Origin of the sequence: Flammeovirga aprica JL-4 (assembly GCF_012844305.1) — a bacterium.
GTDB lineage: Bacteria > Bacteroidota > Bacteroidia > Cytophagales > Flammeovirgaceae > Flammeovirga > Flammeovirga aprica.
On record NZ_JABANE010000084.1, the window covers coordinates 21,199 to 39,215 of the forward strand.

Below are 18,017 nucleotides of genomic sequence, written 5' to 3' on the forward strand. Positions count from 1 at the left end.
ACTATAACATAATGAAAACCATCAATAGACTTCTATATTTGCGCTGAAAACTATTACTCATTAAATAACTTTCTAGAAAATGAAAACTAAAATTTTTCTCATTGGTGTATTGCTTTACATCACACAAACTTCTTTTGGTCAACGTGACCTAAGATTTGACTGGGCCATCAACAGTATGCAACCTAGTACCTCTTCTCCAGTATCGATTGAATCTGATACAGCAGGAAATGTTGTCAGTGTTGGACGGTTCTTTGGAAACAAAGATTTCGATCCTAGTCCTACAGCAACATACACACTCAGCACTAATTATACTGCTACCTACATCCAAAAGGTGGATATCAATGGAAGCTTTCTTTGGGCAAAGGCACTCTCTGGTACAGGGCAGTCTAAACCTCGACAAGTGGGAACAGATGAGGAAGGTAATATCTACATTGTTGGGCGTTACAGTGGTACAGTAGATTTTAATCCACACCCGAGTCAAACTGAAAATAGAACCGCTTTGATAATGAATAGTATTTACTATGAAAATCCGTTTGTTTTAAAGCTAGATCCCAACGGTAATTTTTTATGGGTATACACAGCGGAGGGCAATGGCATTGATGAAGCCATAGATGTGGACGTAGACAGCTATGGTAATGTTTACGCGACAGGATTTTTTCATAATGTGATCAACTTCACCCCCACTCCTGGCAATGGTAATATTCATTCATCTGCTGCAAATTCTGTCGATATTTTTGTGGTAAAAATCAATAAACTAGGGCAATTGCAATGGGTAAATACCACTGGTCTATTCTACAGAGATGAACCCAACAGTATCACTGTAGGTTCTGATAACTATGTGTATTGTTCGGGTACTTTTGATGATAGTGCCGGAAATAAATCAGCCTATATTCAAAAGATTTCTCCTAACAATAGTGTTGATTATGTGAAGACCTTCAATTTAAATGGCAATGTAAATAAGTTGACTGATTTGGAGTTGGACTCTGAAGATAATATTTATATGTATGGTGCTTTTGCGGGCACAACAGATTTTGACCCCAACTCAGGGACTGCCTATGTTTCGGCAAGTGGTACAAATGATGATTATCTATTAAGCTTAAATTCAGCAGGTCAGTTTAGATGGGTGAAAACATTTAATGGAGGGATGTCTTCTCTAAATGTTGGTAATTTATCTATTGACCTTCAAGATAATATATTTTGTGCAACACAGAATTCAAACGTACAATTTCAGATCCGTCAATATGAAAAAACACAAGGGATCTTTATCAAAGAATATCAATTCAACTCCACTTCGAGTACAGGGCTGTTAGATATTTCAAAAGTCAATAAATGTGGTGTTTATCTGTCTGGACTGTATGCTTCAGGTATTACCATTGACGCTGACCCGAGCACAGGTGTTTCTAACCTTTCTAACACCTCAAATACTCACCAATCATTTATGATCCGTTTGAATTTAGAAATAAGCAACCTAAACCCTGCATTCAGTTATAGAGTTTGCAGTAATAGAGTTCATGTTAGAGGTGTAGCACAACCACTCACAACTAACCCTTATTCTGATTGGCATCTAATTGAATACTTCCCAGGTACACAAACTGAAATTCTAAGAGAAAGTCTATACTGGTGGCAACTTCCTTCACCTTACCAATATTCTACTCTAGAACGCACTTTCAGTTATATTCTTCAACCCGGAAGTTACTATTATGTAAAACATGGATTACACGGAGAGTGCACTGGGTGGAAAGAAAGCAGACAATATGGTATCATAAGAAACAATGTAGCCTGCGAAGCTGATCCTGATAAAGGCTTTTCGGTTGCAAGAACTGCCGGGGGAAATGAATTTAGCACTTCTGAAAATATTGAAATTTACCCCAACCCAACATCAGGGCTAGCGAATATTAATAGTATTTATACCATCACTTCTTGCCGTGTTCTAAGTCTTTCTGGTAAAGAATTAATTAAAATAGAAAATACTGTACAAAGTATCGATATTTCTTCATTACAAGCAGGAACTTACATATTAGAAATTCAAACAACCGAAGGTGTATTTTCTAAAAAATTGATCAAACAATAAAAAGAAAAAAAGTGATTTGAGGAAGGGTTAAGTGTAAAGCTTGACCCTTCTTTTTTTATCAAATAAATAGACATCTTCAAATCCTATTTTTAAATCTTCAATATAATTTTTTCCTTTACGGCTGAAACTTGTAAAATACGAAAATGAAAAACTTAGAAGGTAAAACCGCCATCATTACGGGTGGCGGTACAGGAGTAGGAAAAGCTATTGCTCACAAATTGATTAACGAAGGGGTAAATGTAGTGCTTGCTTCTAGAAGTACACAACATCTTACACCTACAGCAGAAGCTCTTAATGCTTTAGGAAAAGGTAAAGCTATCGCAATAGCATTAGATGTTAGGAAGAAAGCCAACTGTTTAGAAGTCGCTCAACAAACTGTTGACGAATTTGGCTCTATCGACTTCTTGGTCAACAATGCAGGTCTTGGTGTGGGGAGTTTAATTCAAGATACTACAGAAGAAGATTGGGATATGGTCATCGACACCAATCTAAAAGGAACATTCTTTATGATGCAAGCTGTCCTTCCAACCATGATCAAACAAAAATCGGGGTGCATTTTGAATATCGCATCTCAAGCGGCAAAGAGAGGCTACGCTCAGGCAGGTCCTTATTGTGCTTCTAAATTTGGGGTTGTTGGTTTAGCAGATGCACTTCAAGAAGAAGTTTATGAACATGGTATCTTGGTCCATAGCCTTAACCCTGCCCTTATTCAGACACCGACCCCAGAAAAAGAGGAAGACAGAAATTATGATATTCTTCAAGTAGAAGACCTTGCTGAAACTGTTGCATTTGTGTTCAAAATGCCAGATCGAGTGAAAATTGATGATATTGGTTTATACGCTCGTCCTTCTGACAGAACTCGAACTTAAGTACTAGGACAAATGAAAACGAGTGTTTCGTAGACCCATAATTGAAATTATAGGCTTTTGGGAAGATCAATCATTTACCAACTTGTGATTATAATATTTGGCTTATTCGCATTTAAATGGCTATAAAGACTGTAAATCTTTGAGGTATATCAAGATTATAATGAAAGTTGGAAAATGTGATAGCTACCCATAAGCCCATGACTTCAGTCATGGTGCACGTAATTATTGTTCAATTTCTTTTCTCCTAGTACTTAATACATTAGTAAACAATGCATCAATAAAAACATGCATTGTTTATTTTTTTAAAGCCTTTTTGAACTAATGACAAGGGTATTTTTTTTAATAATGAAATTGAAATATATCAAAACAGTGAATTGTGTTCATCTTTCTGTAAATTGTGTTAAATGAAAATCCTCTCTTTGATTAATTTTGAACATCTTATTTTAATATTCAATTAAGAGCATAGAAATCAACCGTCACATTTAACCATAAGAATATGAACATATTAGAATCTTTAGAAGCCTATACTTCAGCTCAAAAATGGGTAGGAATTAATTTTATTATTTTAGGTATTCTTTTGCTTGTTACAGCCGGAATTATCACTTTCTTTGTTACAAAAACACCTTTAGCAACGGGGATGAAATGGGGTGCACTCGTAGCTGGCATTTTAATTATTATCGGAGGGTATGGCTATGGAAATTTCAACAATAAAATCCTCTCCGAAGGAAAGATTTCTTATGAGAAAAATAGTTCTGAATTTGTACGTGCTGAACATGAGAGAATGGAAAAAGTGAACAATGGATTTTTGGGTTATCAATTAGTTTTTGCTGCTTTTTTACTGGCATCATTAGCTGTCATTTTGTTTGTAAATCTCCCCTATCTAAAAGGAATTGCATTTGCGGTTACCATTCTCTTTGCAGGACTTATCATTATTGAGGGTTTCTCACATCCTTCAATAGAAACTTATACTAAAGAATTAAGGGAAATACAACCGTAAAGATATTGATCAGTGCTAGGTTTGAACTGAAGTAAGATGATAATTATTGTTTTATATTTGGCAGGAAGGTCAATGTAAAACCTTCGTCATAAATACTGAAAACATTTTCAACAAGAGACGAAATTAAATGCAACAACTCAAACAAGCCATCTCCAATACTTTTACCATAAAAGAAGACATCCTAGATGAATTTTCTTCTTACTGGGAAATCGTTTCTTTTCCAAAAGGCAGTATACTCTCTGATCCCAACAAAACAGATAAATACCTTTATTTTACAATTTCAGGTATTCAAAAAGCCTATTATCTAAACCACGGGAAAGAGACAATTATTTCCTTCACACAACCTAATCATTTTACATGTGCACCCGAATCTTTTTTGACTCAGGTGCCTTCTCAATATTATTTTGAATGCATAACAGGGAGTCAATTCTATAGGTTATCGATAAAAGATTTTAATACCCTTAAAAATAAACACCATGAGATATTAGAGTTTTTATTGGTGGCTTTAATGGGATTGGTCAATAATATTAATGCCCGTTTTATTAAACAAGCTACACTAAGAATTGAGGAAAAGTTTGAAGAATTTATGGAATGTGAAGCTCATCTTATCAATCAAATACCACATAAAGACATCGCCAACTATTTACGTATGAACCCTACCAACTTTTCAAAGCTATTGAATTCCGTAAAAGTTTAATCTTGGTATAAACAAAGATTTTGAATTACACCCTACCGTACTTTTGCACAAACAAATTTAATTAGCATGAAACAAGTCATCTATACTTCATACGGCAACAGTGAAGTTTTGGAAATACAAAACAATCCAAAACCATCGATCAAAAGAAAAAAATCTCTCCTCATCAAAGTGCATTATTCCTCTTTAAATGCAGTGGACTGGAAAAACAGAAAGGGAAACTTGAGAATATTTTCGGGGTTATTGAAACCTCGTACTAAACAAGGTTTCGATGTGGTGGGTACAATTGAACAAAAAACCGACGATATCAATGATTTTGAAATTGGTGACAAAGTAGTCGTTTTATTAGGCAATTTTGAAGGAGGAGCACTCAGTGAATTTATCAGAGTTCATCCCAAAAATGTTGTAAAAGTCCCTGATCGTCTTCCACTAAAAACAATTGGCGGGTTGCCCATGGCAGGAACTACTGCTTGGCTTGCATTACTTAAAAACGGTCAATTGAAAAAAGGAGATAAAGTACTCATTAATGGTGGCAGTAGTGGGGTTGGTCATTTGGCAATACAAATAAGCAAAGCTTATGGAGCAGAAGTAACAAGTATATCAAGTACAAAAAACTTAGCGTTCTGTAAAGCATTGGGGGCAAATCATGTCATCAGTTATCAAAAAGAAAACTTTTTAAAGTCTAGTCAAAAGTATGATATCATTTTTGATGTGGTATTCAACCAATCACTCAAAAAAACGAAACACCTGCTGACCAAAAACGGAACCTACATAGGTACCACTCCTTCCCCCACAATGATCAAGGAATTATTATGGAGTAAACAAGCTAAATTTGTTGCTGTTGAACCTCATAAGCAAGCTTTGACAGATTTAATAAAACTAATGGAAGAACAAAAACTTGAAGTCAAAATAGATCAAGAATTTGAGTTGGAAAATATTGTGGAAGCCCATCGATATATGGAACAGTCAAGGACTGTCGGGAAAGTGATTATAAAAATTTAAATCACGACTAATATGGTAGTTTAGGACATTGGTACACGATGTCCTAAACTACCATAAAAATTGCTTTAAAACTCAGTTAAAGCCTCAACCTTATTGGTGTTACAACCAAAGTAATCAGCGTTTTCAGTAAAAGAAACATTAAAGCTAAAACCACCGCATAACCAGAATACCAGATAAAAACTGAACTTGAATTTTTTAATACATGATCTAGCACAAACAGTCCTAATACCCCAAGAATTACAATCGATAAAATACTAATGATCTGATCTGTATTACTTTCAACAAATGTATAAGTATAATCCTGATTGAGCATTATTCCTTCTCTGCCATCAGCAGTAATGATCTTAAATACATTATCATATTGAGTATTTTCAGTGATATACATTTTGGTATGAGAAGCCACCTTACCAAGCTCAATTTTAGAAACATTATTACGTAAAACGACTTGTTTCATAATTGACTTTTCTATTCCGTTGGTTATCAATTGATCAATTATTCTAATGTTTATATTTGAGGATTCTTTATCGATTAAACTTTCCAATTCTCCTTGATATTCTTCTTTTACCTCTTTACTATCATCAACAATAAGTACGTTATTATCAAAATCATCATGTGATATCAAAATGATATCTATTTCTTGTTCTTTTGTTAAAATCTGTCTGCAGATAGTAAAAGTTTTGTCCTTAGGATCGAAATACGTTGTACTATCCCCCTCCTTTTTCATCAATAAATAACGGTTATCTCTTATCATCTCCCGGGTAAAAGAAACTAGCTGTCCTTTGGGTAGATGGCTTTTGGCTAGCGTTGAAAAAGTAGTATTATAAACGGGTGTTTCACTTTTTGTATAGAAACGATGATCAATCTGATTAGGCGTCTTACCATCGGTATTCTCAATAGTCACATACCTCTTTAAAAACTGCTTCTGTATTTCTTTCGTTACAGTTTCATGCTCCACTTTAATTTGTTCTTCTGCGGTATGTTCTTCTTGGGATTTAAAACTCGTGCAATCCCTTCTTCTATCTTCTGCAATTCCTTTCTGACATTGCATGGAATTATAATCAACATAATCTGCATAAATGCAATGAGCACATAATTTTGTAGACATGGTTTGTTTGCTGTATTGATTAAAAAATTAAAAGTACATTTCTAAGATATAGACATATTATCAAAATAAAAAATTTGATAAATATATCCTTTGGACACCCCGGTTATTGCTTCATTAAATTTGTTTCCACTGCATTACCATACTCCAATCTAATGAGAAGTAGTATTATTAACTACTTTCATTAGCCTCCTCTAACAACCTGAAATAAATATCACAAATGTTGTTTTTAATAGCATAAATGCTGTTTTCTAATGGAAACGTATCTAAAGAAATATTATTCATATTTAGAGCAACATACATTTCTCGGCTTACTCCTAATTTTGATACTGTCAATAAATTCAATCAGTGACGCTTATTAATAATAAACTCAACGGTATGAAAAGGAATAATAAATTCATTGGATTATTAATGGTCTTTCTCTTTACTATAGGATCATTTACAACGTATGCTAATTCAACTACGGAAGCCACTCAAACTGTAATTGAAAATACTAAAATAAAAGTAACAGTAGATAAGAAAACAGGTTCATTTACTGTGCTGGAAAAAGCTTCAAATCATCTTTGGAAAGAAGATCCATGGGTGCAAGCCGCCGGTTTGTTAACTGTTAAAAATCAAGGAAAAATAGAGAACATCAATATTTCAACGAGTAAAAAAATTAAAGTTGAAAAAGAGGGCGAAGCTAAACTAAAACTAACATTTACCAACCCTGCTTTTGCTGATGGAACCGTCGCAAAAGATGTGGAAATTAGTACTGAATTGCGTTTGAAGAACGGTAATTTAGAAGTGGAAGTAATGTATGTGAAGAAAGGAGATTATAACTTGATTGAGCTTAGATACCCTACTCGCGCTTTTAGTTTGGAAACAGATGTGGATAAAGGTGCTGCTGTGATTCCTCAGAAACAAGGTGTGATCTGTCCTTCGTATATTTCACCTATGAACGGTGGTTCTTTTTGTATGTGGGATGATGCCACTTATTATAAAAAGACAAGCGGAAAACTTCCTTTATTCAATAACGGTATTGGTTTGACAATGCCTTGGTGGGGAACACACACCGAAAAAACAGCAGTAGTGGGTATTGTAGATGTGTCGGCTAGACCTGATATGTTTTATAATATCAACAATAATGGTCAGTATTTATTTAATAGCAAAGGTGTGATGTCTCCTTACAAGAGAATTGCATTTCTAGATCCAGTTTGGAAATTAAACAGAGAAAATGAACGTAAACTGATCACTTTTGAATTTATCCCAAAGGGAACACATGTTGAAATGGCTAAGGCTTACAGAAAACAAGCGATAAAAGATGGTTATTTTGTTTCCTTAAAAGATAAAGCGAAAAGAGACCCTAATGTCAACAAACTTCAGGGAGCAATTTATATGGGTGTTTATGGGGGCTACCCACATTATGTAGAAATGCCTGGAATGGCTTTCACTTTTAAAGAATTGCAAGACATTATTAAGACTACTCACGATGAACTTGGAGTAGACAATGCCTTTTTCCATGCATGGGGAGTATTCTCTAACTTTGTTCCAAATTGCTGGCCAATCAATGAAAATTTAGGAGGTGTAAAGGGATTGAAAAAAGCGGTAGATCTGACAAAAAAATACGGCTATTTGTATTCTTCTTACCATGCTTACTCGGCTACATTAGAAAATGACCCTGAATTCAACACTGATTTATTTGCGAGAGATAAAGAAGGAAAACTTAAAAACACAGGAAGCAGATGGGCAAATATTGATCAGAACAAGCAATTAGGCCTAGCTCAAAAAAGCTTGCATAAAGAAATTGACGCATTAGAATTGGAAGCAGATATCACAGATATTTCTTTCGCTACATTCCCTGATGAAGACAATACAGGTTTATTCAATCTAGCGAAATATATTGATTCCCTTAACTTAGTAAATGGTACAGAACATGGTCAGCAACAATTCATTCCTTACTTTGATATGTTTGAAGGCTTGACTTACTTACCTAACCCTAATTTAGTACAATTCTCACACCGTGCTCCATTATTTAACTTGGTCTATCATGATGCGATTGCCATTTTTGGTAAAATTCAAGATCCTGACAACCAAATCTCAATCAATGGTGATTTCAGAGTAAAATCATTAAGAAATATCCTTTTTGGAATGGGAACAACGATCTTCTTCTCTCCTTATGAATTCGAGGGTATGAAAGAGATGATTAAGATTGCAAACCAAGTGGTAAGCCCTGTAAACCGTGAAACTTTCTTTGCGGAACTTACCAACCACGAATACATCAGTGATGATTTTAAGGTACAACGCTCCAACTTCTCTTCGGGTACTGAAGTTACGGTAAATCTTGGTCCTGTAGATCAAAAAACGAAAGATGGTGAGGTAATTCCTGGATATGGTTATAAAGTGATTTACAGTGATGGTAAAATTGCGGAAGGTAGTTTTAAACTGTCATACAGTGCTTCTCCTGCAAAGAAGATGTAAATACTTCTTATTATAGATGAATTGATAGGGTTTGTAAAACGACTTATGTTTGTCTCACAAACCCTATTTCTTTAAGAATAAGCCCTCACTTCAAACAGCTTAGCACTTGAAGCACCATAGGTTTCTTTTAAATGTATACGAATCGCCGTTATTTCTATTTTATCAAAATCAAACTTTACTAATCTTGTTTTATTTTTCTCAATGGAAGCTACTTTCACCCATTTTCCTTTTACCCTAACTTCCGCTTCCAGAGACTTTAGCAACTCTTTAGGAATCTCAGTACTATATGTTTTATTATTCAGGCTATCTCTTCGAAGCATGATATTCTTTTTGACATTGGTATCACATTTCACCTCTATTTTTGAGATCGATTGCTTTTGATCCCACTCAATTTGTACGGTTGCTGGAAGCTCCTCAGATTCCCAGTGATGCTCCTTATCTTGAAAGTCTCTAGACACCCCATCTCTTAGTAATTTCACATTACCAGATTTTGTACTTGAGGCAAACATAACATTTGATTTTTGTACAAGATCAAGCTTATCATTTGAAGGCCTATTTGGTATAAAAGCATCATCACGAAGCAATTGTTCTTGAAGCTCATTTATATATTTCTCACCCAGTTTACGCGGTTTCACTCCTTTTTGAATACATAATGCTGCGGCCGTTCCTACTGCCTGTCCTTCTAAGGCACAAGTTGCCATAATTCTTGACGAAGATAATGCAATATGCGTCTGACTGATATTTCTTCCCGCAAATAACAAATTAGGAACATTAATAGAATACAAGCTTCTAAATGGTATTTGATAAACTTCATCAAATTTCTCATGAAAATAACTTGGAGGCTCTTCTAAATTCAACATACCACCCGGGTTGTGCTCATCCAATGACCAACCACCATACGCTACTGCATCATCAAAATTTACATTATTCAACAGATCAGGCTCGCTTAGTATATAATCACCGATAAATCTTCTTGATTCTCTTTTCCCGGGTAAAGAAGATACCCAATCTAAGGCATAGTTTTCAGTTTCAGGGTATTTCCCAGAGTTTTTCAAGTAATCCCAAACACCATAAGCGTAACCCATCAATGCGTGTTTGTTGTCTTCAAATTCACCAATTATATCATCATCACTGCCTAACTCTACCCACCAAAAACCCAATTCAAAAGGCATTAATTTACGTCCTTTATGCGATTTATCCGCCTCATATTTTTTAGTAAAATGAGGTGCTTCAAAAGGCATTGGCTTTCCCATATTTTTTGAACCTAGTAGAATAGTTGACCCCATCTGCCATCCATCCGCTTCCTTGGGTGCATACTTTTCATTAAATTCAGAAGAAGCTTCTCTTCCTGTACGATAAAATGCACCTGCTGTTGCCCCTAGAAGTCCATCTCCAGAACAATCAATAAATTGCTTTCCTTTAAAAGTATATTCCGTTTCAGTAGTCAATTGCCAGCAATAAACAGATTCAATTAAGTCACCTTTCATTTCTGCCCTTAAAGCAGAGGTATTCAAGTATAAATCAAGGTTCTTCTCTTTCGTCACAAAATCATATAACACATGATCCCAAACAGGGTAAGAGTCCTGGGGATTATGAAAACGATTATGCAATAGTATTTCTTCAATAATACCTGTTTCTCTTTCTGGCTTCCCATCTTTTAAATGATTCACACCATTCAGATGCACTCTTATTTCACTGGAAGAATTACCACCCAAAACGGGACGGTCTTGAATTAATGCTACTTTTGCTCCATTTCTAGAAGCACTGACTGCTGCACACATTCCTGCAGCTCCTCCTCCAACAATTACAACATCATATTCTAGTGTTTTTCTTCTGTCTGGTCTAGCTTTTTTACCTGTTCCCATTTGATGCCATTGCTCTTTGGGATTAAACTTATTATTGGATGTGACACTATTTTTAGGAGAGGATTTTGAAGAGTCAACACTATCTGAATTTCCCATTAAAGGAAAAATAGTGGCACCTAATGCTCCTTTGAAAGTACTCTTGAAAAACTTTCTTCTTTTCATAAATAAGTAATCATTGTTAGTTTTAAATATCTCATTTCTGACATTAATTAATTACTTATGTAGCGGATTCTTAAGGGGTAAAAGGAATAAGTAGCGTTACCTCCCCTTTAATTCTTGTGTTTTTTTCTGGAAAATGGGATTTTGAAAAATTTAGGAAATAAAAAATGAGTAAGACTTAAAATGCCTTACTCACTTGGATTGCTTTAATATCAATACGTATTTAAGTAATACGAAATATTATTATCAATTAAAAGAATCGAATAGTTTGAATTGTTGCTCCTGCTTTGAATTTAGATTCCAGCAAAGGAGTATAATCACTATCAAAATTCACTTCTTCAACATAATCTTCTCCATTCAACATAAACTGAGTAGATTTTATCGTCTTTGTATCAATAACATAAATATCACTGATATAAGTGTACCATAATTTGTAATCAGCATACTGCTCAATGAAATTTTCAATGCTTGAACCTACACCAATTCCTTTCACAGTTTTGTATTTCGGAGACAGTACAGTGATTTCTTTGATCACATCAGTGTATGCATTGACACTATGATCTAATTCAAGATTGATTTTCACGAGGTTCTCCCCTTCAGAACTAAACAAAACGTAAGGCACTTCAATGTCACCATCAGGCGTACTGATTACATCAAACTTTTCTTCCATTTTGTAAAATAAACCTCTGGCATCAACAAGTGGAATATCCTCACCTACCTTAAAAATACCAGCTTGATTTTCTTGAATTAAAAATTCTTGGTCTTGACTGTAAGCGAAGTGACTTACAATCATCATAGAGAGCGCTACAATAAGTTGTTTCATTTGTATTTAGAGTAATTTATATTTAATGCAACTTTAAATGTAACTGTTCTTTACGAATTACTCAAAAAAAATTAACATGTTCTTAGTTGATCAGTTTTCCAATTTTTGATGGTTTGTATTCTCGATTCTTTCTCTTTGTTTTTTAGAAAGACCATACTTAAAATACAGGTCATTAGGCATTAATATATTTGATCTTTTCATGCTTGGATCATTGACACTTTGGCTTAAATCACAATCAAAACGGCCCAATTTTGTATACATCTTTTTCCAATTTTTACCCGCATTGATAAAATGAGAAAGTCCCCAAGTTATTCCATCTGCATTTTTACTGTCTGTAAAAGCATCGGGTGCATACAAACCGCCAGCTGTTGGTAATAATTGAGCAACAGAAGCTATTTCAAAGTTAACCCAATCCTCAGCATACTGAATTGTATTATGCTCAATACCATCTGTTCCTACAATAGCGGCAACCCCTTCTCGAAAAGGGAATAACATCGTTTCGTGTCCAGAATTCATCACAGGACTCAAGGGATGTTTCACAAAAGGACCTTCAGGGTGATCTGCAATAGCCAAGCCCCAGCAATCCCAATGCTTACGGTTCGCATCCCTTTGATCCATCCCTGATTTATAATACAAATAGATCTTTCCATCATGTACCAAAGGCATAGGATCATGAATCACTCGCCAATCCCATTCATCACTTTTTCCAAAAGGAATAACCACTTTATTTACTGGTTTCCATGGTCCATCTGGTGAATCCGCCACAGATAAAGCCACAGGGCAAATATCATAAGCATCTTTATCCTCATCATAAGTACCGCTTGGAGCATTAAACGCTTGATAATAGAGATAATATTTCTCATCAAATTTTAGAATATCAGCAGTCGCCACTGATCGCCACCCAGGTTGTGGTTTTGGTGGTCGAGGTACTGCCACCCCTTGTTCTTCCCATGTAAAACCATCTTTACTGGTCGCGTACCATATCTCTGCCAAGTCCCAATCTGTAGAAGGCACTGTATCATTAGCATTTCCTTTTCCTTGAGGAGGCAAAGGTGTTTCTCTATGGGTATACCAAACATAATATTGGTTATTTTCAAAAATAATTTTGGAAGGATCTCTACGGCTAATTGTACCATCTCCTCCATTATAATCAAAACCTTTCAGCTCTGTATATCTGAAATTGGTATACAGTTCATTGTCCAATAATCGGGGTGCTTCATAATGTTTGAAAGCACGTTTCATAGCCGAACTCATCGGACGGTCAGGTGCTATATCAGCTACTTTTAATGGAAAAGCTTTATCAGGTATCTGCTGTTTTGAAGCACAGCTAAACAAGCTTAGTAAGATAAAGCTTAAGTAGAATAATCTTTTCATTTTATTAGAATTTATATCGAACGCGAATTGATAAATAATCGGATATTTGAATTAAACCCATTATGTCTCTAAACAGGGGTATTCTTTCAATTTGATCATCATTATGTGCTATGCTTTATTTCATATTTCCTTTCTGATCTACAAGGAACCATTCCGCTTTATGAGAGTAAATTTCCTTTCCATTGTTCCCTAGTACTTCTATACTATTTTTCCCTTTTTTCAAAGTGATATTTTCAAACAGGACAGTGTGCATATCGTTTGTCAATTTCTTCTTCTGGATAGTTTTTCCATTCACTTTTAAAGTAACTTTGTCCAAATTTGTAAATACTTTTACTGAGGTATTGGCTTCAGTCCTTTGATCATTTCTTGCTTCGGCAATATGCAAAACAGGGGAATCGCTCCAATTCGCTTTATAAAAGTAGAAGGCATCTTTTTTCACTTTTCTATCAAAAGTAACTAGTCCTTTATGATTCAGATTTTTAATACCTCCTCTATTCCATCCTGCAACAGAAAAGTCAAACATATTCCAGACAAAAGAACTCCATACAAAAGGTCTATCTTTAATAATCTTCCAAGTTGTTTCATGGTATTGCGTCTGTATTTGTTCCGGAAAATAATTACCAATTGGTTTTTCAAGTCTACTGATATCCTGCTGATAAATATTCCCTCCTACACCATACTCACTAATACCTAATGCGATGGAAGGATATTCTTTACGGGCATCATCCAACCACTTTGCCATATCTGCATATTCACCATAATACCAGCCATAATATTTATTCCATGCTTGAAGATCTGAAATATTACCCATATTTGATTCCATTCCTCTATCACTCGCAGAAACCGTCAGGCGTGTTTTATCAATCTGATGTGTAATCTGATTTAGTTCTTCCGTCAGAATCACACAAGGTTCATCTTTACTCTTCCATGCCCTTACCTCATTCCAAAGCCCCCAAGCATAAATACTCGGATGATTATAATTTTGATAAATAAGCTCTTTTAATTGTTGAATAGCATTTTGTCTTTCTCGACCACTATAATTGTGTACAAAAGGAATTTCTGCCCATACCATCAACCCCATTTCGTCAGCTAATTGATAGGTAATATCAGAGTGTTGATAATGTGAAAGACGCAAACCAGTCGCTCCTATTTCATTGACCATTTCCATATCTTTTTTATGGTTTTCGGGTAAAAGAGCCGGTCCTCTATCTTTCCATTCCTGATGCATCGCCACACCATAAATGCGATATGGTTTTTCATTTAAAATTGCCCCTTTCTCAGCATCTACTTTAAAACTTTTAATACCAAATGTTTGTGCTACTTTATCCGTTTTCTGACCACTATTTAGACTAACTTCAACTGTATATAAATAAGGATTCTTCCTCCCATCCCATCGAATTGGATAGGGTATTTCAGTATTAGAAATCACAATAGAATCTCCTGACAGCAGATTGATAGTTCTATTTTTTTCCGTTATAACTTTCTTCTCTTTATCTAGAACCTTAAGGTCTAAAATTGAATGATCAGCATTCGTTTTTGATGAAAGGTGTGTACGAATTTCCAAACTAGCCACATCCTTTTTCAAATCTTTTACTTCCACAAAAACACCAGAAGAAGCAAAAAATGTAGGCTTAATATTTTGAGGGGGAGTTGAAAAAATATGTACCGGTCTATAGATTCCCCCATAATGATTGAATAAAGCATCATCAACTGGAATACGTTGAAAATTAGGAGCATTAGAAGCTTTCACCACTATACTATTTTCTTTACCCACTTCAACAACATCCGTAATTTCATAGCAAAAAGCCGAGTAACCACCTATATGTTGCCCCACTTTTTTCCCATTGACATGAACTACGGCCTCCTGACCAACACCTTCAAAACGAATAAAAATTCGTTCCTCTTTCATTGAGTACGGAAGTCTTATTTTATGACGATACCATGCCACCCCTCTATAATACCCTACATCATTGATCGCATCCATTGAGAAAGTATGTGGCACTTTCACCTTCTCCCAAGAAGCATCATTAAAACCAACGGTCTGTGCATTGTAAATCACTCCTTTGGAAAATTTCCAATCAGTTAGTGCAATAGGTTTTCGTTCTTTAATAAATGGTACTTGTGCATTTACCAACGTTAAGTGCAAAAGAGCTGTGAGTAATAATATATATTTCATTTCTGTTCATACTTTATTTCAACGATCACTCAAATCAAGGAATTTAGGTGATACCTTCTTTTGAGTTTAACCGTATTTATATAAATATGTTCAGATGATTACAATAAGAAGATTACTAAGTTTGCAGTAATACAATTTGTGCATGGGAATTCATTAAAAACACCCCCCTAGTAACAAGTTACTACTGTAATACTATTTAAAAATAATAGAGGAATATTTGAACATTACTTCTCTTATAGTATTTTTAAGCTTTGGTCAAAATGTCAAACTATTGGATATATATCATAAAGGATAATGGAAGAAAAGTATACTTTTAACAAAAAGAAGTTAAGGTTAGAACCTATTCATAACAGTAAATGTGAATTTTGTAGCAAAGGGTTTTCCGATAATATGGAGAGAAATTTATTTGCTGATATTTATAAGGTTCATGATAAAACAAACTTAATTGTTTACAAGTCAATAAAATTTGATAAGATAAAAGTAGGTATACCAAGATGTTCCTCTTGCTTTGTCAATCATTATGAGAATGAGGTAAAAAGTTGGGTAATACTTATTATCATAGCCGTTCTAATCTCAATTCTTAGCTTCTTTTTCTCCACTTTATTAGGGGTTTTTCTTATCATACCATTAGCTTTTAGCACCTATATTTTACAAACTCGACTACGTGATTATTTAATATCAAAAGCTTTTATTTTTAGTCCTTCTGATGGAACAAAAAAGGACCCTAATTTAAAGTCTTTACTAACCAATGGCTGGACTACAACTCCTCCTTCTTTTTAGACAAAAAAAACACCTTACAAGGTGATCAATTATAATTATTACAACTTTCCATTAAAACAAAATAAACATTGACAACAAGAAATAGAGGTAAACAATCAAATGATGACAAACTGTTTTCATCGAAATACTGTGCTGTAATAAAGGAAGCGGCTGATGATTTAAGTTTTTTATTGACAAGGGGTTACGGACCAAGTATATCATTAGAAATCGTCGGGAACAAATACAGATTAAATAAAAGACAACAATTAGCACTTTCAAAAATAAGTCATAGTCAAGAAGCCATTGAACTAAGAAATAGTAAAGAGTTATCAAAAGAAAATTTAAGTGATAAATGTATAGAAATTGATGGCTTCAATATATTAATCATAATGGAAAGCTATCTATCTGGAGCATTTATTTTTAAAGGAAGAGACGGTCTCTACAGAGATATATCAAGCGTTCATGGCACCTATAAAAGGGTCAGCAAAACAGAAGAAGCATTACTCAGAATTGGAAATACTTTGAAAGAAATGAAAGTGAGGTCTGTGAAATGGTATTTAGATCAACCTATTTCTAATAGTGGCAGTTTGAAAACGAAACTATTAGAATTAAGTGAGTTTCATGGCTTTAATTGGGAAGTCGAATTAGTTTTTAACCCTGATAAAACTTTAGCAAAGAGTAATGAAGTCGTGATTTCATCTGATAGCTGGATTCTGAATAGTGCTAAGCAATGGTTTAATTTAGGTGGATATTTGATTGATGATAATAATGAAAATTTCAATGTACTCTCCATTTAATATTCTTTAGATTAGAAGATAAATTATACCCTCTACTATAAGATGAAACGGTTTAAGACATTATTTAAAACTGGGCTAGTATTCCAAATATTTTCCTTGATTGCAATTTTTGGTGCAGACAAATTAGTTAAACATACTACCTTAAAAAAAACTTACAATTCAGCAGAAAAAATCCCTTACAATAAAGTGGGATTGTTTTTAGGTACTGGCAAAATCCTTTCTAATGGCAGAGTTAACTTGTACTATAAATATCGGATTGAAGCCACCGTCAAACTTTATAAAGCTAAAAAAGTGGATTTCATTTTAGTGAGTGGAGATAACTCATCAGAAGATTACGATGAACCTTCAACAATAAAAGAAGATCTGATAAAGAAGGGAATTCCATCTAATAGAATTTATCTTGACTATGCTGGTTTTAGGACTTTAGATTCAATCGTTCGTTGCAAAGAGATCTTTGGGCAAGAAAATATCACCATAATTTCTCAACAATTCCATAATGAAAGAGCTATTTATATAGCTGATTCTAAAAACATTGAGGCTATTGGTTTTAATGCCAAAGATGTCAATATTCATTATGGTCTTAAAACTAAATTGAGGGAAAAATTAGCTAGAGTAAAAATGGTATTGGACTTAATATTCGGGAAACAACCAAAATTTCTTGGAGACAAGATAGAGATCGGCTGATATAGATTAAATCTATTTCAGCTTGATGTCAGAAAAATAGTTTTAAAGTTTATTTACAAAAATATATAGACAAAAAAAAAGGTTAGTCAACATCTTGTGTTAACTAACCTTCTATATTTAATGAATGTGGCGCCGACTTACTCTCCCGGGGGTTAACCCAGTACCATCAGCACGGTAGGGCTTAA

14 protein-coding genes are annotated in these 18,017 nt (G+C 34.4%); 9 read left to right on the forward strand and 5 right to left on the reverse strand.

Annotated features, from left to right (window positions below):
- Positions 1-79: 79 nt before the first annotated feature.
- The 5 genes from HHU12_RS23990 (at position 80) to HHU12_RS24010 (ending at position 5,633) form a co-directional block, all read left to right on the forward strand.
- Complete coding sequence (locus HHU12_RS23990) at positions 80-2,071, forward strand: T9SS type A sorting domain-containing protein (protein ID WP_169659275.1); 1,992 nt, start codon at positions 80-82, stop codon at positions 2,069-2,071.
- Positions 2,072-2,214: 143 nt separating this feature from the next.
- The gene (locus HHU12_RS23995) at positions 2,215-2,940 is read left to right on the forward strand and encodes an SDR family oxidoreductase (RefSeq protein WP_169659276.1); all 726 of its coding nucleotides are present in this window, start codon (positions 2,215-2,217) and stop codon (positions 2,938-2,940) included.
- Positions 2,941-3,436: 496 nt separating this feature from the next.
- The gene (locus tag HHU12_RS24000) at positions 3,437-3,937 is read left to right on the forward strand and encodes a hypothetical protein (RefSeq protein WP_169659277.1); all 501 of its coding nucleotides are present in this window, start codon (positions 3,437-3,439) and stop codon (positions 3,935-3,937) included.
- 127 nt (positions 3,938-4,064) lie between these two features.
- Complete coding sequence (locus tag HHU12_RS24005; protein WP_169659278.1) at positions 4,065-4,634, forward strand: Crp/Fnr family transcriptional regulator; 570 nt, start codon at positions 4,065-4,067, stop codon at positions 4,632-4,634.
- A gap of 66 nt (positions 4,635-4,700) precedes the next feature.
- Positions 4,701-5,633 (forward strand): NAD(P)-dependent alcohol dehydrogenase, encoded by a 933-nt coding sequence (locus HHU12_RS24010; RefSeq protein WP_169659279.1) that lies wholly within the window; start codon positions 4,701-4,703, stop codon positions 5,631-5,633.
- A gap of 76 nt (positions 5,634-5,709) precedes the next feature.
- Here HHU12_RS24010 and HHU12_RS24015 read toward each other — a convergent pair whose 3' ends face one another.
- Complete coding sequence (locus HHU12_RS24015) at positions 5,710-6,738, reverse strand: hypothetical protein (RefSeq protein ID WP_169659280.1); 1,029 nt, start codon at positions 6,736-6,738, stop codon at positions 5,710-5,712.
- Between the two features lie 375 nt (positions 6,739-7,113).
- Here HHU12_RS24015 and HHU12_RS24020 point away from each other — a divergent pair, with 375 nt between their 5' ends.
- Positions 7,114-9,195 (forward strand): hypothetical protein, encoded by a 2,082-nt coding sequence (locus HHU12_RS24020; RefSeq protein WP_169659281.1) that lies wholly within the window; start codon positions 7,114-7,116, stop codon positions 9,193-9,195.
- Positions 9,196-9,266: 71 nt separating this feature from the next.
- Here HHU12_RS24020 and HHU12_RS24025 read toward each other — a convergent pair whose 3' ends face one another.
- The 4 genes from HHU12_RS24025 to HHU12_RS24040 form a co-directional block, all read right to left on the reverse strand.
- On the reverse strand, positions 9,267-11,222 hold the full coding sequence (locus HHU12_RS24025) for an FAD-dependent oxidoreductase (protein WP_169659282.1): 1,956 nt from the start codon (positions 11,220-11,222) through the stop codon (positions 9,267-9,269).
- 247 nt (positions 11,223-11,469) lie between these two features.
- On the reverse strand, positions 11,470-12,042 hold the full coding sequence (locus HHU12_RS24030) for a hypothetical protein (protein ID WP_169659283.1): 573 nt from the start codon (positions 12,040-12,042) through the stop codon (positions 11,470-11,472).
- Between the two features lie 90 nt (positions 12,043-12,132).
- On the reverse strand, positions 12,133-13,416 hold the full coding sequence (locus tag HHU12_RS24035; RefSeq protein WP_169659284.1) for a glycoside hydrolase family 117 protein: 1,284 nt from the start codon (positions 13,414-13,416) through the stop codon (positions 12,133-12,135).
- A gap of 115 nt (positions 13,417-13,531) precedes the next feature.
- The gene (locus tag HHU12_RS24040; RefSeq protein WP_169659285.1) at positions 13,532-15,592 is read right to left on the reverse strand and encodes a glycoside hydrolase family 2 protein; all 2,061 of its coding nucleotides are present in this window, start codon (positions 15,590-15,592) and stop codon (positions 13,532-13,534) included.
- Positions 15,593-15,886: 294 nt separating this feature from the next.
- Between HHU12_RS24040 and HHU12_RS24045 the strand changes: the two genes are divergently transcribed.
- The 3 genes from HHU12_RS24045 to HHU12_RS24055 all read left to right on the forward strand — a co-directional run bounded on the left by HHU12_RS24045 (position 15,887) and on the right by HHU12_RS24055 (position 17,832).
- Entirely contained in the window at positions 15,887-16,372 is a 486-nt protein-coding gene (locus tag HHU12_RS24045; protein ID WP_169659286.1) for a hypothetical protein, read from the forward strand.
- A 68-nt stretch (positions 16,373-16,440) separates the two neighbouring features.
- Positions 16,441-17,148 (forward strand): DUF434 domain-containing protein, encoded by a 708-nt coding sequence (locus HHU12_RS24050; protein WP_169659287.1) that lies wholly within the window; start codon positions 16,441-16,443, stop codon positions 17,146-17,148.
- Between the two features lie 42 nt (positions 17,149-17,190).
- Positions 17,191-17,832, forward strand: a complete 642-nt coding sequence (locus HHU12_RS24055) for a SanA/YdcF family protein (protein WP_169659288.1) — start codon at positions 17,191-17,193, stop codon at positions 17,830-17,832.
- Positions 17,833-18,017 lie beyond the last annotated feature (185 nt).